At 52.3% G+C, this 16,753-nt stretch carries 15 protein-coding genes and 1 pseudogene; 5 read left to right on the forward strand and 11 right to left on the reverse strand.

What is annotated here, in order from left to right; genetic code table 11:
- Positions 1-60: 60 nt before the first annotated feature.
- From EHN13_RS00735 to EHN13_RS00745, 3 genes are read right to left on the reverse strand one after another with little or no spacing between them, the layout of a single operon-like run.
- Complete coding sequence (locus EHN13_RS00735; RefSeq protein WP_124020721.1) at positions 61-531, reverse strand: YehS family protein; 471 nt, start codon at positions 529-531, stop codon at positions 61-63.
- 46 nt (positions 532-577) lie between these two features.
- On the reverse strand, positions 578-1,297 hold the full coding sequence (gene btsR / locus EHN13_RS00740; protein ID WP_005129174.1) for a two-component system response regulator BtsR: 720 nt from the start codon (positions 1,295-1,297) through the stop codon (positions 578-580).
- On the reverse strand, positions 1,294-2,979 hold the full coding sequence (locus EHN13_RS00745; RefSeq protein WP_061068154.1) for a sensor histidine kinase: 1,686 nt from the start codon (positions 2,977-2,979) through the stop codon (positions 1,294-1,296). Before EHN13_RS00745 ends, btsR begins: the two co-directional genes overlap by 4 nt.
- A 224-nt stretch (positions 2,980-3,203) precedes the next feature.
- Between EHN13_RS00745 and mlrA the strand changes: the two genes are divergently transcribed.
- Entirely contained in the window at positions 3,204-3,935 is a 732-nt protein-coding gene (gene mlrA / locus EHN13_RS00750) for an HTH-type transcriptional regulator MlrA (protein WP_048211186.1), read from the forward strand.
- A gap of 51 nt (positions 3,936-3,986) precedes the next feature.
- Complete coding sequence (locus tag EHN13_RS00755) at positions 3,987-4,094, forward strand: protein YohO (RefSeq protein ID WP_003027354.1); 108 nt, start codon at positions 3,987-3,989, stop codon at positions 4,092-4,094.
- Here EHN13_RS00755 and EHN13_RS00760 read toward each other — a convergent pair.
- The 5 genes from EHN13_RS00760 to bglX form a co-directional block, all read right to left on the reverse strand.
- On the reverse strand, positions 4,075-4,806 hold the full coding sequence (locus EHN13_RS00760) for an ABC transporter permease (RefSeq protein WP_115643173.1): 732 nt from the start codon (positions 4,804-4,806) through the stop codon (positions 4,075-4,077). The genes EHN13_RS00755 and EHN13_RS00760 overlap by 20 nt on opposite strands.
- On the reverse strand, positions 4,790-5,737 hold the full coding sequence (locus EHN13_RS00765) for an ABC transporter ATP-binding protein (protein WP_086523389.1): 948 nt from the start codon (positions 5,735-5,737) through the stop codon (positions 4,790-4,792). The genes EHN13_RS00760 and EHN13_RS00765 overlap by 17 nt, the downstream gene beginning before the upstream one ends.
- Positions 5,730-6,923: an ABC transporter permease gene (locus tag EHN13_RS00770; RefSeq protein WP_124020722.1), complete on the reverse strand. Its 1,194-nt coding sequence runs from the start codon at positions 6,921-6,923 to the stop codon at positions 5,730-5,732. The genes EHN13_RS00765 and EHN13_RS00770 overlap by 8 nt, the downstream gene beginning before the upstream one ends.
- Positions 6,911-7,828, reverse strand: coding sequence for a glycine betaine ABC transporter substrate-binding protein OsmF (osmF, locus tag EHN13_RS00775; RefSeq protein ID WP_124020723.1), 918 nt, complete (start codon positions 7,826-7,828; stop codon positions 6,911-6,913). The genes EHN13_RS00770 and osmF overlap by 13 nt, the downstream gene beginning before the upstream one ends.
- A 195-nt stretch (positions 7,829-8,023) precedes the next feature.
- Positions 8,024-10,321, reverse strand: a complete 2,298-nt coding sequence (gene bglX / locus EHN13_RS00780; protein ID WP_124020724.1) for a beta-glucosidase BglX — start codon at positions 10,319-10,321, stop codon at positions 8,024-8,026.
- Positions 10,322-10,553: 232 nt separating this feature from the next.
- Here bglX and dld point away from each other — a divergent pair, with 232 nt between their 5' ends.
- Positions 10,554-12,266 (forward strand): D-lactate dehydrogenase, encoded by a 1,713-nt coding sequence (gene dld, locus EHN13_RS00785; RefSeq protein ID WP_061068158.1) that lies wholly within the window; start codon positions 10,554-10,556, stop codon positions 12,264-12,266.
- 64 nt (positions 12,267-12,330) lie between these two features.
- Here the strand turns inward: dld and pbpG are convergent, their stop codons facing one another.
- On the reverse strand, positions 12,331-13,278 hold the full coding sequence (pbpG, locus tag EHN13_RS00790) for a D-alanyl-D-alanine endopeptidase (protein ID WP_048211180.1): 948 nt from the start codon (positions 13,276-13,278) through the stop codon (positions 12,331-12,333).
- Between the two features lie 179 nt (positions 13,279-13,457).
- On the reverse strand, positions 13,458-14,045 hold the full coding sequence (locus tag EHN13_RS00795; RefSeq protein ID WP_005129189.1) for a Yip1 family protein: 588 nt from the start codon (positions 14,043-14,045) through the stop codon (positions 13,458-13,460).
- Positions 14,046-14,207: 162 nt separating this feature from the next.
- Between EHN13_RS00795 and EHN13_RS00800 the strand changes: the two genes are divergently transcribed.
- Positions 14,208-14,783, forward strand: coding sequence for a DedA family protein (locus tag EHN13_RS00800; RefSeq protein WP_048211179.1), 576 nt, complete (start codon positions 14,208-14,210; stop codon positions 14,781-14,783).
- 30 nt (positions 14,784-14,813) lie between these two features.
- Here the strand turns inward: EHN13_RS00800 and mdtQ are convergent, their stop codons facing one another.
- A complete protein-coding gene (mdtQ, locus tag EHN13_RS00805) occupies positions 14,814-16,253 on the reverse strand; it encodes a multidrug resistance outer membrane protein MdtQ (protein WP_048211178.1) in 1,440 nt (479 codons plus the stop codon).
- Positions 16,254-16,421: 168 nt separating this feature from the next.
- On the opposite strand from mdtQ, the pseudogene EHN13_RS00810 reads away from it, so the two are divergent.
- Positions 16,422-16,699, forward strand: a pseudogene (locus tag EHN13_RS00810) (SAM-dependent methyltransferase); the annotation flags it as partial.
- Positions 16,700-16,753: the final 54 nt, after the last annotated feature.

The following is a 16,753-nucleotide window of genomic DNA, read 5'->3' on the forward strand; positions in this document are numbered from 1 at the left end:
TCGCCTTACCCGGTCTACAAATCCCGTAGGTCCTGCAAGCACCGCGCCGCTGGCCAAAAATCACGACCTCGCGTTATGTACTCGCGCAGTTAAACCGCGCAAGAAATAGCGCAAGAATTGATCGCCACATTCGCGATAATTTTTATGGTCCGGTGCACGCATCATCGCGGTGATTTCCGGCATCGATACGCGAAATTTCTGTTCGGTCATGATGGCCAGAATATCATCAGTTTTCAGTGAAAACGCGATACGCAGTTTTTTCAGCACCGTATTGTTGTTAACACGACGTTCAATCGCCAGTTCCGGCGCAGAATCATCTTTGCCACGGAGATGGTAGATAAGACCGTTCAGGAAACCGGAGAGAATGATATCCGGGCAGCGAACAAATCCATCCTCATCTTCTTTTGTCATCCAGGTGTCGAAACCTGCTGAGGTGGATTCCATCTCAGCAAGCGCAAGAATGCGCACCATATCGTTATTGTTCGCTTTCAGGGTGTAGCGCAGGCTACGAAGAATATCGTTACTTAGCATAGAGCCTTCAACTGTCGGTGATGCAATAGCGCGCAGTGTACCAGTTTTACAGGCCAATCGCCTCTTTTAGACTTTTGAGGTACCGACGGCTCACCGGGACAGTCAGTCCGTTACGTAAAATCAGCTCAGCCTGACCGTTATCTTCCAGACGGATCTCCTGCAAATGGGCCATGTTGACCAGGTATTGTCGGTGGCAGCGCAGCAGCGGAGTACGGCTCTCCAGCGTTCTGAGCGTCAGCTCGGTGAATCCTTCTTTGCCATCGCTACTGGTCACATAAACGCCGCTCATCCGACTGCTGACAAACGCCACATCATCCATTTGCAGCAGATAGATTCGGCTATGACCGCTACATGGAATGAACTTAAGCGCCTGCTGATGTTCCGGCAGTAACGACACATCCTGCTTCGTGCGCTCCTGACGTAAACGGATCAGCGTTTTCTCCAACCGCGTTTCTTCAATCGGCTTAAGCAGATAATCAAAGGCATGTTCTTCAAAGGCTTTCACTGCATATTCGTCAAAAGCGGTGAGAAAAACGATATACGGGCGATGCTCGGGATCCAGCATACCCACCATTTCCAGCCCGCTGATACGCGGCATCTGGATATCGAGGAACAGCACATCCGGACGCAGCTTATGTACTGCACCAATGGCCTCTACCGCATTCGAACACTCTCCGACTATCTCGATGTCGCTTTGCTCCTGTAACAGGATCCGCAGGTTCTCCCGCGCTAACGGTTCATCATCGACAATCAGCACTTTGATCATGCCAGTTCCTCCAGGGGAAGTCGTAAAGTAATTCGGGTAAAGAGGTCAGGCTCACAGGCTACGCTGATGCCAAAATCATCGCCAAACCGTTCCCGCAGGCGTTTGTCCACCAGACTCATTCCAAGCCCGCTGGACTCAGTCGTGGGCTGATACAGTCCGGCATTATCTTCAATATCCAGCATCAGATACTGCCCTTCCTGACGAGCCGTGATAGAGACTTCTCCGGTATCAAGTAGCTGGGAAGTGCCATGCTTAATCGCATTCTCGACTATCGGTTGCAGAGTAAACGCAGGCAATTGCTGATACGCAAGCGCTTCCGGGACCGTTAAGGTCACCTGCAGACGGGACTGGAATCGTGCCTTTTCAATTTGCAGATAGGCATTTACGTGTTCAATTTCATCAGCCAGCGTCACAATTTCCGACGGTCGTTTTAAATTCTTACGAAAGAAAGTCGAGAGATATTGCACCAGTTGGCTGGCCTGTTCGCTGTCACGACGGATCACGGCTTTAATCGTATTCAACGCGTTAAACAGAAAATGGGGATTAACCTGAGCGTGCAGAAGTTTGATTTCTGACTGCGTCAGCATCGCTTTTTGTCGCTCATATTGTCCGGCCAGGATTTGCGCGGAAAGCAACTGGGCGATCCCTTCCCCCAGCGTGCGGTTAATTGAGCTAAAGAGACGGTTTTTAGCTTCATACAGTTTAATCGTCCCCATCACCCGCTGGTTTTCACCACGCAACGGGATCACCAGCGTCGACCCTAATTTGCATTGCGGATGCAATGAACAGCGATAAGGCACTTCATTACCATCGGCATACACGACTTCTCCGGTTTCAATCGCCCGTTGAGTATATGAAGAGGATATGGGCTTGCCTGGCAGGTGATGGTCATCACCAATGCCGGTAAACGCCAGTAGCTTCTCGCGGTCAGTAATCGCCACCGCACCGATATCCAACTCTTCATACAGCACCTGAGCGACCTTCATGCTGTTAACCTCGTTAAATCCCTGTCGCAGAATCCCCTCCGTAGAGGCGGCAACTTTTAGCGCAGTGGCAGAAAACGCCGAGGTGTATTTTTCAAACATCGCGCGTTTGTCGAGCAGAATACGCATAAACAACGCAGCGCCAACGGTATTGGTCACCATCATCGGCGCGGCAATGTTACTGACCAGGTGCAAGGCATCCTCAAAGGGACGCGCAATCAGCAAAATGATCAGCATCTGCACCAGCTCGGCGACAAAGGTAATCGCGCCCGCAGTCAGTGGACTAAACACTTTATCAGTACGGCCACGTCGGGTAAGGACACTATGTACCAGTCCCCCAAGCAGGCCTTCCACGATGGTCGAAATCATGCAACTGAGCGCCGTCATGCCCCCCATCGAATAGCGATGAAGACCGCCGGTCAGGCCAACCAGTCCCCCAACAACAGGACCGCCAAGCAGACCGCCCATCACCGCGCCGATGGCGCGAGTATTCGCAATGGAGTCTTCAATATGCAGCCCAAAGTAGGTGCCCATGATGCAAAAGATGGAGAAGGTGACGTAACACAGAAGTTTGTGCGGCAGTCGTATAGTGACCTGCATCAGCGGGATAAACAGGCGCGTCTTGCTCATTAGCCACGCGATAACGAGAAACACGCACATCTGCTGAAGCAGCAGCAACACCAGATTAAACTCGTACATACCCGCCAACCACACATTTCTTAAAAGCGCGTAACATACATGGGCTGCGCGTAACTTTCTTTGAACTGTTGCAAAAAAACAGGAATTTGTGAGAACGATCACTCGAAAGCGCGAGTATGACGACAATCTCACCCTTCTTTTGATCAAAAACAGACAAAACTACCTGGTTCGCAAAAGAGCGTCTAAAGTAAAACTGGGACCTCGCGAGCAAGAGTGAGACAACGATGGCGCTTTACACGATAGGTGAAGTGGCTTTGCTTTGTGATATCAACCCTGTCACTTTACGTGCATGGCAGAGGCGTTACGGATTACTAAAACCTCAGCGTACAGACGGGGGGCATCGCCTGTTTAACGATGCGGACATTGACAGGATCCGTGAGATAAAACGCTGGATAAATAATGGCGTTCAGGTCAGTAAAGTTAAAATGTTACTCAGCAATGAGAACATTGATGTGCATAACGGTTGGCGTGAGCAACAAGAAACGCTATTGAGCTATTTGCAAAGTAACAATTTGCACAGCCTCAGGTTGTGGATCAAAGAGCGTGGTCAGGATTACCCTGCGCAAACGCTCAATACGCATTTGTTTATTCCCTTACGCCGACGTCTGCAATGCCAGCAGCCCATTCTTCAGGCGCTATTGGGGATCCTTGACGGTGTGCTCATCAATTATATTGCGATTTGCCTTGCCTCGGCGCGTAAAAAACAGGGTAAAGATGCCCTGGTAGTCGGCTGGAATATCCACGATACCACCCGCTTATGGCTGGAAGGCTGGGTTGCCAGCCAGCAAGGATGGCGTGTTGATGTACTGGCCCACTCGCTCAATCAGCTACGGCCCGAACTGTTTGAAGGACGCACCCTGCTCGTCTGGTGCGGAGAGAACCAAACCCCTGCACAACACCAACAACTGGATGAGTGGCGCGCGTTAGGTCACGATATTTATCCACTCGGTATTTAATATTTTATTAACAAACGTGTACAATCCTTGAATTCACATAAGGAGTACAAAATGAGCGCAGCTAAAATCGGTGTTATAACCCTCTTCCTGCTGATGGCCATCGGTGGTATCGGCGGCGTGATGCTGGCAGGTTATACCTTTATTTTACGTGCCGGGTAAGGTAGTACGCTAATCGCTCAAACCCGCGATCGACAATGACTGCGGCCAATGCGACCAGCAGCGCCCCCTGGATCACATAGGCGGTATTAAACCCGCTTAACCCGATAATAATCGGTGTTCCTAACGTATTCGCACCAACGGTAGAGGCAATCGTTGCGGTGCCAATATTAATAATCACTGACGTGCGAATCCCGGCCAGAATAACCGGTGCCGCGAGCGGAAGTTCGACTTTCCGTAGCCGCTGCCCCTGACTCATGCCCATCCCGCTGGCGATATCTATTACGCTGGCAGAGATCCCTCCCAGCCCTGCCAGCGTTGCCTGTAAGATCGGTAACACCCCATACAGGATCAGCGCGATAATCGCAGGCTCCGGGCCAAACCCCATCACCGGTACGGCGATCGCCAGCACCGCAACCGGCGGAAAAGTTTGCCCCACGGCGGCAATGGTTTCCACTATCGGCCTGAATTCCGCGCCCCAGGATCGGGTTACCGCTACACCTGCCCCAACGCCAATAATGACAGCAATCAGGCTTGAAATGCCCACCAGCGTGAAATGCGCCAGCGCCAGTGCCATAAAGCTCTCTTGCTGATAAACAGGACGCGGCAATTGGGGAAACAACGCGCTGAACAGTGTCTGGCTGTGGGGCAATCCCACCAGCAACACCAGGAACAGCGCAATGAGCCACAGCAGAGGATCAAACAGATGTTTCACTGTGCGGTGTCTCCGAAAGCAGATCGTGAAAATGCAACGTACCACGGGCCACGCCATGGGCATTAACCACCGGCAACACATCACAGCCACGGGCGACAAAAACAGATAACGCATCACGTAACGTCATCTCGTCCACCAACGGCTCACCGGCCAACTGTTCACCACGACGGGTAAAATCTCCCACCGTGCGCAATGACAGCAGTCTTACACCCAGTTCACTGTGGCCAAAAAAGGTCCGCACGAAATCATTCACCGGAGCCGTCAACATCGACAGCGGCGTGCCCTGCTGCACCACCTGGCCCGCATCCATTAACACCAGGTGCTCCGCCAGTCTCAGCGCTTCATCGATATCATGCGTCACCAACACGATGGTACGACCCAACAGACGGTGGATACGCGTCATCTCCTGCTGTAGCGCACTGCGTGTTACCGGATCCAGCGCGCCAAAAGGTTCGTCCATCAGCAGGACCTGAGGGTCAGCCGCCAGCGCGCGTGCCACACCGACCCGCTGCTGTTGGCCGCCGGAAAGCTGATGCGGATAGCGGTGACGCAAATCCGCTTCCAACCCCAGCAACGCCATCAGTTCTTCTGTTCGGTCATCAATACGTGCACGTGACCACTTCTGCAGCTGTGGTACGGTGGCAATGTTCTGGGCGACAGTCCAGTGTGGAAATAAGCCAATCGACTGGATGGCATAGCCCATACGTCGTCTTAATTCCAGCACCGGCAGGCTACGGATCTCTTCCCCGGCAAAACGGATCTGCCCACTGTCATGCTCGACCAGCCGGTTGATCATTTTCAACGTGGTGGATTTCCCCGAACCGGAGGTCCCAATTAATACCGAAAAGCTCCCTTCGCCTAAATGCAGATTGAGATCGCTCACGGCCTGTTGCTGGTTATAGGTTTTATTGACATGGCTAAATTCAATCATCGTTTGTCACCTTCAGCAGCGCTAAGCCTAAATCAAACAGCGCATCAATCAGCACTGCCAGTACCACCACCGGAATCACGCCCAGTAGCACTAAATCAACGGCGCTACTGAGCAGTCCCTGAAAGACCAGCGCGCCAAATCCGCCAGCCCCAATCAATGCGGCAATGACCGCCATCCCCACCGTCTGTACCATCACCACCCGCAAGCTACGCAGGAAAACGGGTAGCGCTAACGGAAGCTGCACCGAAAGAAAACGCTGACGCGCGCTCATCCCCATCGCCCGCGCACTTTCCATCACATCACGCGGAACCTGATTCAGCCCAGCCACCACGCCACGAACCAGTGGCAATAAGGCATACAGCACCAGCGCAATCAGCGCCGGCGTCAGGCCCGTTCCCGCTACGCCGAGCGAGCTAAGCCACGGGAAATGCTTAACCAGTCCGGCAAGCGGCGCGATCAACAAACCAAACAACGCGACGGAGGGGATCGTCTGGATGATATTCAGCACAGCAAATATTGGCCCCTGACGCGAAGCAGAAAAGGTGCACCAGATACCCAGCGGCACGCCAATACACAGCGCAGGCACCACAGTACCGAACAGAATAGTCAGGTGCTGCGCCAGAGCATCATCAAAGACATCATGGCGGTTGGCATATTCTTTGAGCAGAGAAAGATCGTTAAGGGTGCCGGTCAGCAGCAGCGCCACTGGCACAATGACAATTTGCGCATGCAGCACCCAGCGCCACAGCGGCTGAGCGGTGATACGCCGAATGGCGTCACTGCCAGCCAGCAACAACACCCCTACCCCAAGCCAGAAACCGCTCCCCAGGCTGGTTCTGGCGACAGAAGTTCCCGTCTGAGCCAGATGCGTTGCCGTTTTCCCGGCTATAAACAACGCCGCTATCACCAGTAACTGGACAACAACCAGCGTCAATACACTGCCGGATTTACCGGGTATGAAGCATAGAACCACGAGCAGTAAAAGTGTCGCCGCCAGTCCCCACGCCATGTGGGGCCAGACCTCCCAGAGTTGGCGACCTTCACCGGAAACCAGACGATTAGGGGCATAACTGATGAAAGGAAGCGCGGCTGCGGCCACAGTCAGAACCACCAGCAGCAACAGCACCCGATTAACGGATATCTTCGACACAACACTCACCTGCTGCAAATCCGTTACTTCACCCATCCTTTTTGCTTCAGGTAATCTGCCGCGACTTTTTTCGCATCCAGCCCCTCAACGGCGATACTGGCGTTGAGCTGCTGCAGCGTTTTTTCATCCAGGCTGGCAAATACCGGCTGTAGCCATTCCCCCATTTGCGGGTAGTCTTTCAGCACCGACTCACGCACGACGGGTGCTGGCGCATAAATCGGCTGAACCCCTTTAGGATCGCTTAATGTTTGCAGCCCCAGCGCAGCAACAGGGCCATCGGTTCCGTAAGCCATCGCCGCATTAACCCCTGAGGTCTGCTGCGCCGCAGCTTTAATCGTCACCGCAGTATCGCCCCCTGCCAGCGACAACAATTGGTTCTGATTGAGTTTGAAGTCATACGCTTTTTCAAATGCGGGCAGCGCGTCTGCACGCTCAATAAACTCAGCAGAGGCCGCCAGTTTGAACGTCCCCCCCTCTTTCAGGTAGCGGCCTAAATCCGCAAGAGAGACAAGTTTGTTTTTTTCAGCGATATCCTGACGTACTGCAATAGTCCAGGTATTGTTGGCTGGCGCAGGCGTTAGCCAAATCAGTTTATTTTGCTCAGCGTCCAGTTTTTTCACTTTGTCGAAACCGGCCTGCGCATTTTTCCACGCGGGATCATTTTCATCTTTAAAAAAGAATGCGCCATTACCGGTATATTCCGGATAAATATCCAGCTCACCGGAGGTGATTGCCCCACGCACCACTGGGGTGGTACCAAGCTGTATTTTATTGACAGTTTTCACGCCATGGCTTTCGAGCACCTGCAAAATAATGTTGCCGAGCAGCGCCCCTTCGGTATCTATTTTTGAACCGACCGTGACGGGTGACGCGGCCTGTAAGGGCAAGCTTATCGTCGCTAACAGCGCCAGCGAACCCACCCAAACTTTTGAGATTATCATGCAGCTCTCCTCATTCTTTTACGGCCCCTTTCAGAGACTTGAGGAAAAAGCATAGTCGAAAAATCAGGGCTTAACCTGGCAATTGGGGAGTAAGAGAGGGATTCGTTAGCAGTAACGAGATGAGAAATAAGAAGCAGACGCGGCGCGTACGCCTAAAGATAAAGGCCGGAAACCCGGCCTTTATTCGCTAATCAATTACAGCAGCTCAAATTCGCCCTGCTTCACTCTGGCAGAATCCACGCCGATAAAGACGTTAAACTTGCCCGGTTCAGCATCGTATTGCATACGCTGATTCCAGAACTTCAGCGCTTCAATGTCTATCGGGAAGCTGACGGTCTGGGTTTCACCTGGCTTGAGGTTCACTTTCTCAAAACCTTTCAGCTGTTTGACCGGACGACTCATTGAAGCGGTCACATCCTGCAAATACATCTGAATAACCGTTGCACCTTCGCGCTTGCCGGTGTTGGTCACCTGCACGCTGGCCGTCACGGTCCCGTCACGCTTCATCGTTGGGGAGGAGAGCTTCACATCAGAAACCGTGAACGTGGTGTAGCTCAGACCATAGCCAAAGGGATACAACGGACCATTCGCTTCATCAAAGTAGCGCGACGTGTACTTGTTCGGCTTGTCCGCATTATACGGGCGACCGGTATTGAGATGGCTGTAATAGACCGGGATCTGTCCAACAGAGCGCGGGAAAGACATCGGCAGTTTACCTGACGGGTTGTAATCACCAAACAGCACATCGGCGATGGCGTTACCGCCTTCCGTCCCGGCAAACCAGGTTTCGAGGATCGCATCGGCCTGTTGATCTTCTTTAACCAACGCCAGCGGACGACCGTTCATCAGCACCAGCACCAGTGGTTTACCGGTTGCTTTCAGCGCGGCAATCAGGTCACGCTGACTCTGTGGAATAGTGATATCGGTGCGGCTGGAAGCTTCATGCGCCATACCCTGCGCTTCGCCGACTACCGCAACCACCACGTCAGACTGCTTCGCTGCGTTCACGGCTTCATCGATCATCGCCTGCGGCGAGCGCGGGTCAACCTTCACCGCCTCTTCATACAGATTGAGGAAATCGACAATGCCTTTGTCGTTGGTGATATTCGCCCCTTTGGCGTACAGCACTTTGCCCTTATCACCGACGGCATTTTTAATCCCAGTCAGTACCGTTACCGACTGATCGGCAACACCGGCAGCGGACCAACTGCCCATCACATCACGCTTGCTGTCGGCCAACGGACCGACGACTGCCACGGTGGCGGATTTTTTCAGCGGCAACGTTTCCAGACGGTTTTTCAGCAGCACCAGGCTTTCACGCGCCACGTCACGCGCCTCTTTACGGTGCAAACGGCTTTCCGCGTTGGTGTCCTGTGGGTCAGATTCTTTGGCCCCCAGATGACTGTACGGGTCATTAAACAGCCCCATATCATATTTTACATTCAGTACATGACGCGCGGCATCATCGAGTTCCCCCATCGTAACCTTGCCCGACTTAATCAACCCCGGCAGATACTTACTGTAGTATTCATCGCTCATGCTCATGTTAATACCGGACGTGATCGCCACACGCACCGCATCTTCAGGATCGGAGGCGGTACCGTGCTTAATCAGTTCCTTAATCGCGCCGTGATCGGAAACGGTAATACCCTTAAAGCCCCATTCATCACGCAGCACGTCTTTTAGCAGCCAGGCATCAGAGGTGGCGGGCGTCCCATTCAATGAATTAAGCCCCACCATCACCGCACCGCTACCGGCATCCAGTCCGGCCTTGTATGGCGGCATATAGTCGTTGAATAAACGCTGCGGACTCATATCCACAGTGTTGTACTCTTTTCCGCCCTCAACGGCGCCATAAGCAGCGAAGTGCTTGACGCTGGTCATCACTGAATACCTGTCGGCCGGGCTTTTCCCCTGCATCGCTTCCACCATGGTTTTGCCCATGATGGCGGTCAAATACGTATCTTCACCAAAACCTTCGGATGCACGGCCCCAACGCGGATCGCGGGAGACATCGACCATCGGCGCCCAGGTCATGTTCAGACCATCGTCTGCGGCTTCATACGCAGAAATACGGCCAACGGTTCTGACCGCATCGAGATTAAAAGAGGACGCCAGGCCGAGACTTATCGGGAACACAGTACGTTGGCCGTGCAATACGTCGTAGGCAAAAAAGAGAGGAATTTTCAGGCGGCTGAGTTCCATCACCTGATCCTGCATTTTGCGGATATCCTGGCGCGTGACGGTGTTAAAAATCGCCCCAACCTGCCCGTCTTTGATCATCTCGCGGATGGCTTCTTTCGGGTTATCAGGTCCGACGCTTATCAACCGCAATTGACCGATTTTCTCATCCACGGTCATCTGTTTGAGTAAATCGGTCACAAACGCATCCCGCGCTTCAGGCGTCAGTGGATGGTTACCAAACAAGGTGTCCGCCAGCGCTGGTTGCAACGCCAGGCCCACAGCGACACCTACAGAACATAGCCATTTCATGTTGATTCTCTCTTAATTTCTACCCGACGAGGCAGCGAAAATATAACAAAAACCGCAGCTTGCCGTAAGCCTAAACGGGAGTGGGGAAGAAAGCTAAGGATATTCTCTGAATTTTCAAAACCAGCATGAATCAGTGGGATACAACACAGAGACAATGCGAATGAGAAAGCGTATTGTCATACATAGCGCTATGCTTGTTCCTGATATTGAGTCCCACCACAAGGAGTGGAGAATGTCTTCCATTACAACAATTGATAATAAAGCGTTTCTGACTGAATTGACCCGACTGGTCGGCCATTCACACCTGCTCACCGAACCGGCCAAAACTGCCCGTTATCGTAAAGGCTTCCGCTCGGGCCAGGGCGATGCGCTCGCCGTCGTATTCCCTGGCTCGCTATTAGAGCTGTGGCGTGTCCTCAACGCCTGCGTCTCGGCTGACAAAATAATCCTGATGCAAGCCGCCAATACCGGTCTGACCGAAGGCTCTACGCCTAGCGGCAATGATTACGATCGCGACATCGTTATCATCAGCACTCTGCGCCTCGATAAGCTGCACGTCATCGGCAACGGTGAACAGGTGCTGGCTTATCCCGGTACGACACTTTATTCGCTGGAAAAGGCGCTCAAACCTTTTGGCCGTGAACCGCATTCGGTGATCGGCTCTTCCTGTATCGGTGCTTCCGTGATCGGCGGTATCTGCAACAACTCTGGCGGATCGCTGGTGCAACGTGGTCCGGCATACACAGAAATGTCGCTCTTTGCACGCATTGACGAACAAGGTAAATTGCAGCTGGTCAACCATCTGGGTATCGAGCTGGGTCAGACTCCGGAGCAGATCCTGAGCAAACTTGATGACGAGCGGATCAAAGATGATGATGTCCAGCACGATGGGCGACATGCACACGATCACGATTACATCACCCGCGTCAGAGATATTGAGGCCGATACGCCGGCACGCTATAACGCAGACCCTGAGCGTTTGTTTGAATCTTCTGGTTGCGCCGGAAAGCTTGCGGTGTTCGCCGTGCGCCTGGATACCTTTGAGGCTGAGAAAAACCAGCAGGTATTTTATATCGGTACCAACCAGCCAGAAGTGCTGACAGAAATCCGTCGTCATATTCTGGCCAAATTTGAACATCTGCCGGTCGCGGGTGAATATATGCACCGCGATATCTATGACATCGCCGAAACCTATGGCAAAGATACGTTTCTGATGATCGACAAACTCGGCACTGACAAAATGCCGTTTTTCTTTACGCTGAAAGGCCGCACCGATGCGATGCTGGAAAAAGTGAAAATTTTCCGCCCGCACTTTACCGACCGGGCGATGCAGAAGTTTGGCCATTTATTCCCCAGCCATTTACCGGCACGGATGAAAAGCTGGCGTGATAAATACGAACATCACCTGCTGTTAAAAATGGCCGGTGGCGGTGTAGCTGAAGCACAAAGCTGGCTGACTGAGTTTTTCAAAACTGCCGAAGGTGATTTCTTTGCCTGTACGCCGGAAGAAGGTAGCAAGGCATTTTTGCACCGCTTCGCAGCGGCGGGCGCGGCCATTCGATATCAGGCCGTCCATGCGGATGAAGTGGAAGATATTCTGGCGCTGGATATTGCGCTGCGTCGTAACGATACCGAATGGTATGAGCACCTGCCGCCGGAAATAGACAGCAAACTGGTGCACAAACTCTATTACGGCCACTTTATGTGCTATGTCTTCCATCAGGATTACATCGTGAAGAAAGGTGTGGATGCTCACGAACTGAAAGAGCAAATGCTAGTGTTACTGCGTGAGCGCGGGGCACAATACCCTGCAGAACATAACGTGGGGCATCTGTATAAAGCACCAGAAACATTGACGCGTTTTTATCGCGAAAACGACCCGACCAACAGTATGAATCCGGGTATTGGCAAAACCAGTAAGCAGAAGTACTGGAAAGAATCGTAGGCCCGATAAGCGTAAGCGCCATCGGGCACGTTGCCGGGGGCGCTTCGCTTGCCCGGCCTACGGTTTAATCGTTTTGCGCGGTTTGCTCACCTGTCGCTGAACCCGCTGCCGCCATCTGTGCGGCTTTTTGCTTTTTATAGCTCAGCGCCGCGGCCGGAACAGGCATCACCTTGCCGGTTTCGATCCAGGTGCGTAAACGACTGGCATCAGCAAAGTGGGTATATTTGCCAAAGGCATCCATGACCACCAGCGCTACCGGCTTGTTATTAATAACCGTACGCATCACCAGGCAGTGACCAGCGGCATTAGTAAACCCAGTTTTGGTGAGCTGAATGTTCCAGTTATCACGGTACACCAGATGGTTGGTGTTACGGAACGGTAACGTATAAGCCGGATTAGCAAAGGTCGCCATGTCTTCACGCGTCGTACTCAACTGACCAATCAGCGGATACTGCTTGCTGGCAATCAGCAGTTTAGTTAAATCACGCGCCGTCGAGACGTTATGAATCGATAACCCGGTCGGTTCCACAAAGCGCGTCTGGGTCATTCCCAACGACTTCGCCTTCGCATTCATCGCCTTGATAAATGCGTTATAACCGCCCGGATAGTGGTGCGCCAGGCTTGCCGCTGCGCGGTTTTCTGAGGACATCAGCGCCAGTAGCAGCATATTCTTACGACTGATCTCACTGTTCAGACGCACACGAGAGTAGATGCCTTTCATTTCCGGCGTCTGACTGATGTCAACTTTCAGTTTTTCATCCAGCGGCAGTCGTGCATCAAGCACCACCATCGCCGTCATTAATTTGGTAATCGACGCAATCGGACGCACGAGGTCCGGGTGGTTCGAATAGATAACTTTGTTGGTATTCAGATCAACAATCATCGCACTACCAGAAGCAATCTCAGGTTGAGATGCCGCTGCAGTAGTCGCCGTTTTCGCTACGGCTTGGGGTGCAAAAGGAACAGCCAGCACCAGGGCAAGACTTAATAATGAAACTCGGAATTTCAGCATGATGAGGTTTCTGATAATGGTTCACGCACGTCACAACGCACACCGCCTGAAATAAGGATTATCTCAGGCTAGCTCTGGCATCATAGCGATCCGGCAGGTTTGCCGCTACAGAAGAATCATCTCGAAATGCTGCGTTGCTGACTTTTACGCCAACAACGCAGCACAGACAGGTTGTACGCCTAGAACAATCGGTACCCGTAACCCCACAGGATCACCGTAATCGCCAGCAGAACCTCCAGCACCAGCACGCCAATCGCCAGCGTTGAACTGGAAAAGCTCAGCCCTTCTTCTTTAGTGATATTCAGGAACGTTGGAATACCGAGATAGAGTAAATAGCCGGTGTAAAACAGCGCGATGGTTCCCACGAGCGCACACAGCCAGACCAGCGGATACAGCGCCACCAGCCCGCTTAAAAACAGCGGCGTGGCAACATATCCGGCAAAGACCATACAATGCGCCAGCGACGGGCGTCGCGAGTAATTACGCGCCATCCACCAGATAACTCTGCCCATGATGGCCACACCCGCCAGCATCACGCCGTAAAACAGAATTGCCATCGCAAATCCGGTAAACAGGGATAACTTCAGTATATTGCCGTCGCCAAAATTCCAGCCAATTTGCGTGGTGCCAATAAACGCACAAATCACCGGGATTGCCGCCATCAGCAATACATGGTGGGTATAGTGATGCGAAACACTTTCGTTTTCGCTGTTGATCACGTGCATTTCACGATCGGGATGGGAAAACAGCCCCCAGACATGGTTCATACCGCCCCCTTCTTGTCAGCTCCGGACCTCAACACTTCAAGTATAATTCAGCTTTTGATTATTTTATGTACACATGAAAAATACCGATACGCTGAGTTGCTGCTTTTCCGGCATGAACTATTCACTGGGTGTATGCTATGGAACGTGGAGGTCATACAACGTATGGATATAACGCATTATGTTGAGCAATACGGCTATGCGGCGCTGATTATTGGCAGCCTTGCCGAAGGCGAAACCATTACCTTGCTAGGCGGTGTTGCTGCGCATCAGGGAATTCTTAAATTTCCGCTGGTGGTACTCTCCGTCGCGTTGGGTGGGATGATTGGCGATCAGTTACTCTTCTTACTTGGGCGTCGTTTTGGCGGCAAAATCTTACGTCGTTTCTCGCGTCATCGGGCAAAAATCCACTACGCGCAGAAGATGATCCAACGGCGTCCCTACCTGTTTGTGGTCGGCACGCGCTTTATGTACGGTTTTCGCGTCATTGGCCCGTTGCTGATTGGGGCCAGCCACCTGCCACCGAAGATTTTCATCCCACTGAATATCCTGGGGGCGTTTGTCTGGGCATTGCTGTTTACCACGCTCGGCTATGTGGGCGGTGAAGTGATTGCCCCATGGTTGCATAGCCTCGACCAGCATATTAAACATGGGGTGTGGTTGGTTCTGGTTATCGGCGTTGTAGTGGCTGCCCGCTGGTGGATGAAACGGCGAAGTAAACGCAAAGAACACGCAAATTGACCCGACAGAGGCTTCTGCCGGGTCAGACTATCAGGAGGCGCGGTAACCGCCGCCCAGTGCGCTGGTCAGCTGTATAGAAGCATCCAGCCACTGTCCCTGTAAAACCAGACCATTAAGCTGTTCGCGTAATGCCGGAATTTTGGCCTCGCTAACCCGGGAACCCGCAATAATACCGGCGCTATATCGTGCCTGCGCAAGCCCCACGACGCGCTGTGCGTCATGTTCAATTTGCTGCTGATGCTGGTTCTTCTGCGCCAGCGTTTCTACCTGTGATGCCGCACGCGCCACGTCATTCACCGCATCGACCACTGCCTTGTTGTAATTTGCCACCGTCAGGTTACTCTGCGCTTTCGTGATATCGAGATTCGCATTCAGTCTGCCGCTATCAAAAATAGGCAGCGTCAGTCCAGCCGTCACGCCCATCTGCTGTGCGGAATGGCGGAATAAATCGCTCAGATGCAGCGCATCCTGCTGTAAAAACGCCATCAGGTTAACATCCGGATAGAATGCCGCTTTTGCCGCATCAATGCTGCTCAGCGATGACTCGATGTACCAATGCGCGGCCTGTAAATCAGGGCGGCGGGCCAGCAGCGAATAACCAAGCTGTGACGGTAGCTGGCTTTCTACCGCCGGTAGCGTCGTTGCTTTAAGCTTCATGACGGAAGATTGCGAGTTGGTCAGTGCGCTCAGCCGCGCCTCTATCACCTTCATTTTGCCGCTGACATCGTTCAGCTGCTGCTCCGTTTTACTGGAATCGATATCCGTCTCAACACCTTCGACAGAAGAGGTAATCCCGTTTTGATACAGTTGACGATCGACGGTGATGACGTTCTGTTGCTCGGTTTTAATCTGCGTCAGCACGGTTTTAAGCGCCGCCTGTGTCTGCCACTCCCAGTACAAACGCGATACGCCGCTCGCCAGTAGCTGGCGAGTTTGCTCACGTTCAGCCTCACGCGCTTTCACCTCGCCAATACGCGCCGCCACTTCAGCCCGGTTTTTACCCCACAGATCCAGGTTCCAGCCTGCGGTTAAACCAAAGGTTCCATTGGTGTACCACGGCCCGGTCGTGCCTGCAGCAGGATCGGTAATGGCAAACGGTCCCATTAAACCTTCTGCCGACATTCTTTGACGTTCAACGTCTGCGGAAAAATCAACTTCTGGACCATCCTGCGCCTTAACCGCTTTAGCCTGCGCTTCTGCCAGTTGAATGCGCTGTTCTGCTACCTGCATGTCTGGAGAATTCTTCAGGGTGCTGTCAATCAACGCATTCAGCTGTGGATCGTGATACGCCTTCCACCATTGGCTGTCCGGCCAACCATTTTTTAATGCCGCGGGCAACGCGGAGTCAACGTTCACAGCGGGCGTCTGCTGTGACAGCGATTGACGATTGTCATGCATAGGCGCACAACCGACCATCAAAATAAGCAGCGGCAAACATGCCGTTGCAACAAGAACAGAGTTACGATTCATGGGAATATACAGGTAAGAAAAGATGCACAGAGAGTACGACTTATCGCATTCTCTTTTTTAGTTACGCGTGGCAATACATCTTTTGAAATAAAATCACATAGTAAAGAAACATATACATGGTAAATGGTTCTGTCAAAATAATTCCAATAAATTATAAATGGAGGCGTAATGTCACAAAATATCTATGATGACCCGACATTCTTTGCCGGATATGCCACGCTGGATCGTTCAGTAAAGGGACTCGACGGCGCACCAGAGTGGCCAACAATACAAGCCATGTTCCCTCCCCTACAGGGAAAAAATATTCTTGATTTAGCTCACTGGCACTGCATTATTTGCACGATATAGAACGATTATTGCAAACCATTTACCAATCATTAATACCGTGCGGAATGCTGGTTTTTTCCGCTGAACATCCTATTTATACCGCGCCGCTCAGCCAGGGGGGGATTAAAGATAAAACCAGGTTTGGATGAATGGGGTCCATCGGTTGAACAAAT

This window comes from Citrobacter youngae (genome assembly GCF_003818115.1).
GTDB lineage: Bacteria > Pseudomonadota > Gammaproteobacteria > Enterobacterales > Enterobacteriaceae > Citrobacter > Citrobacter youngae.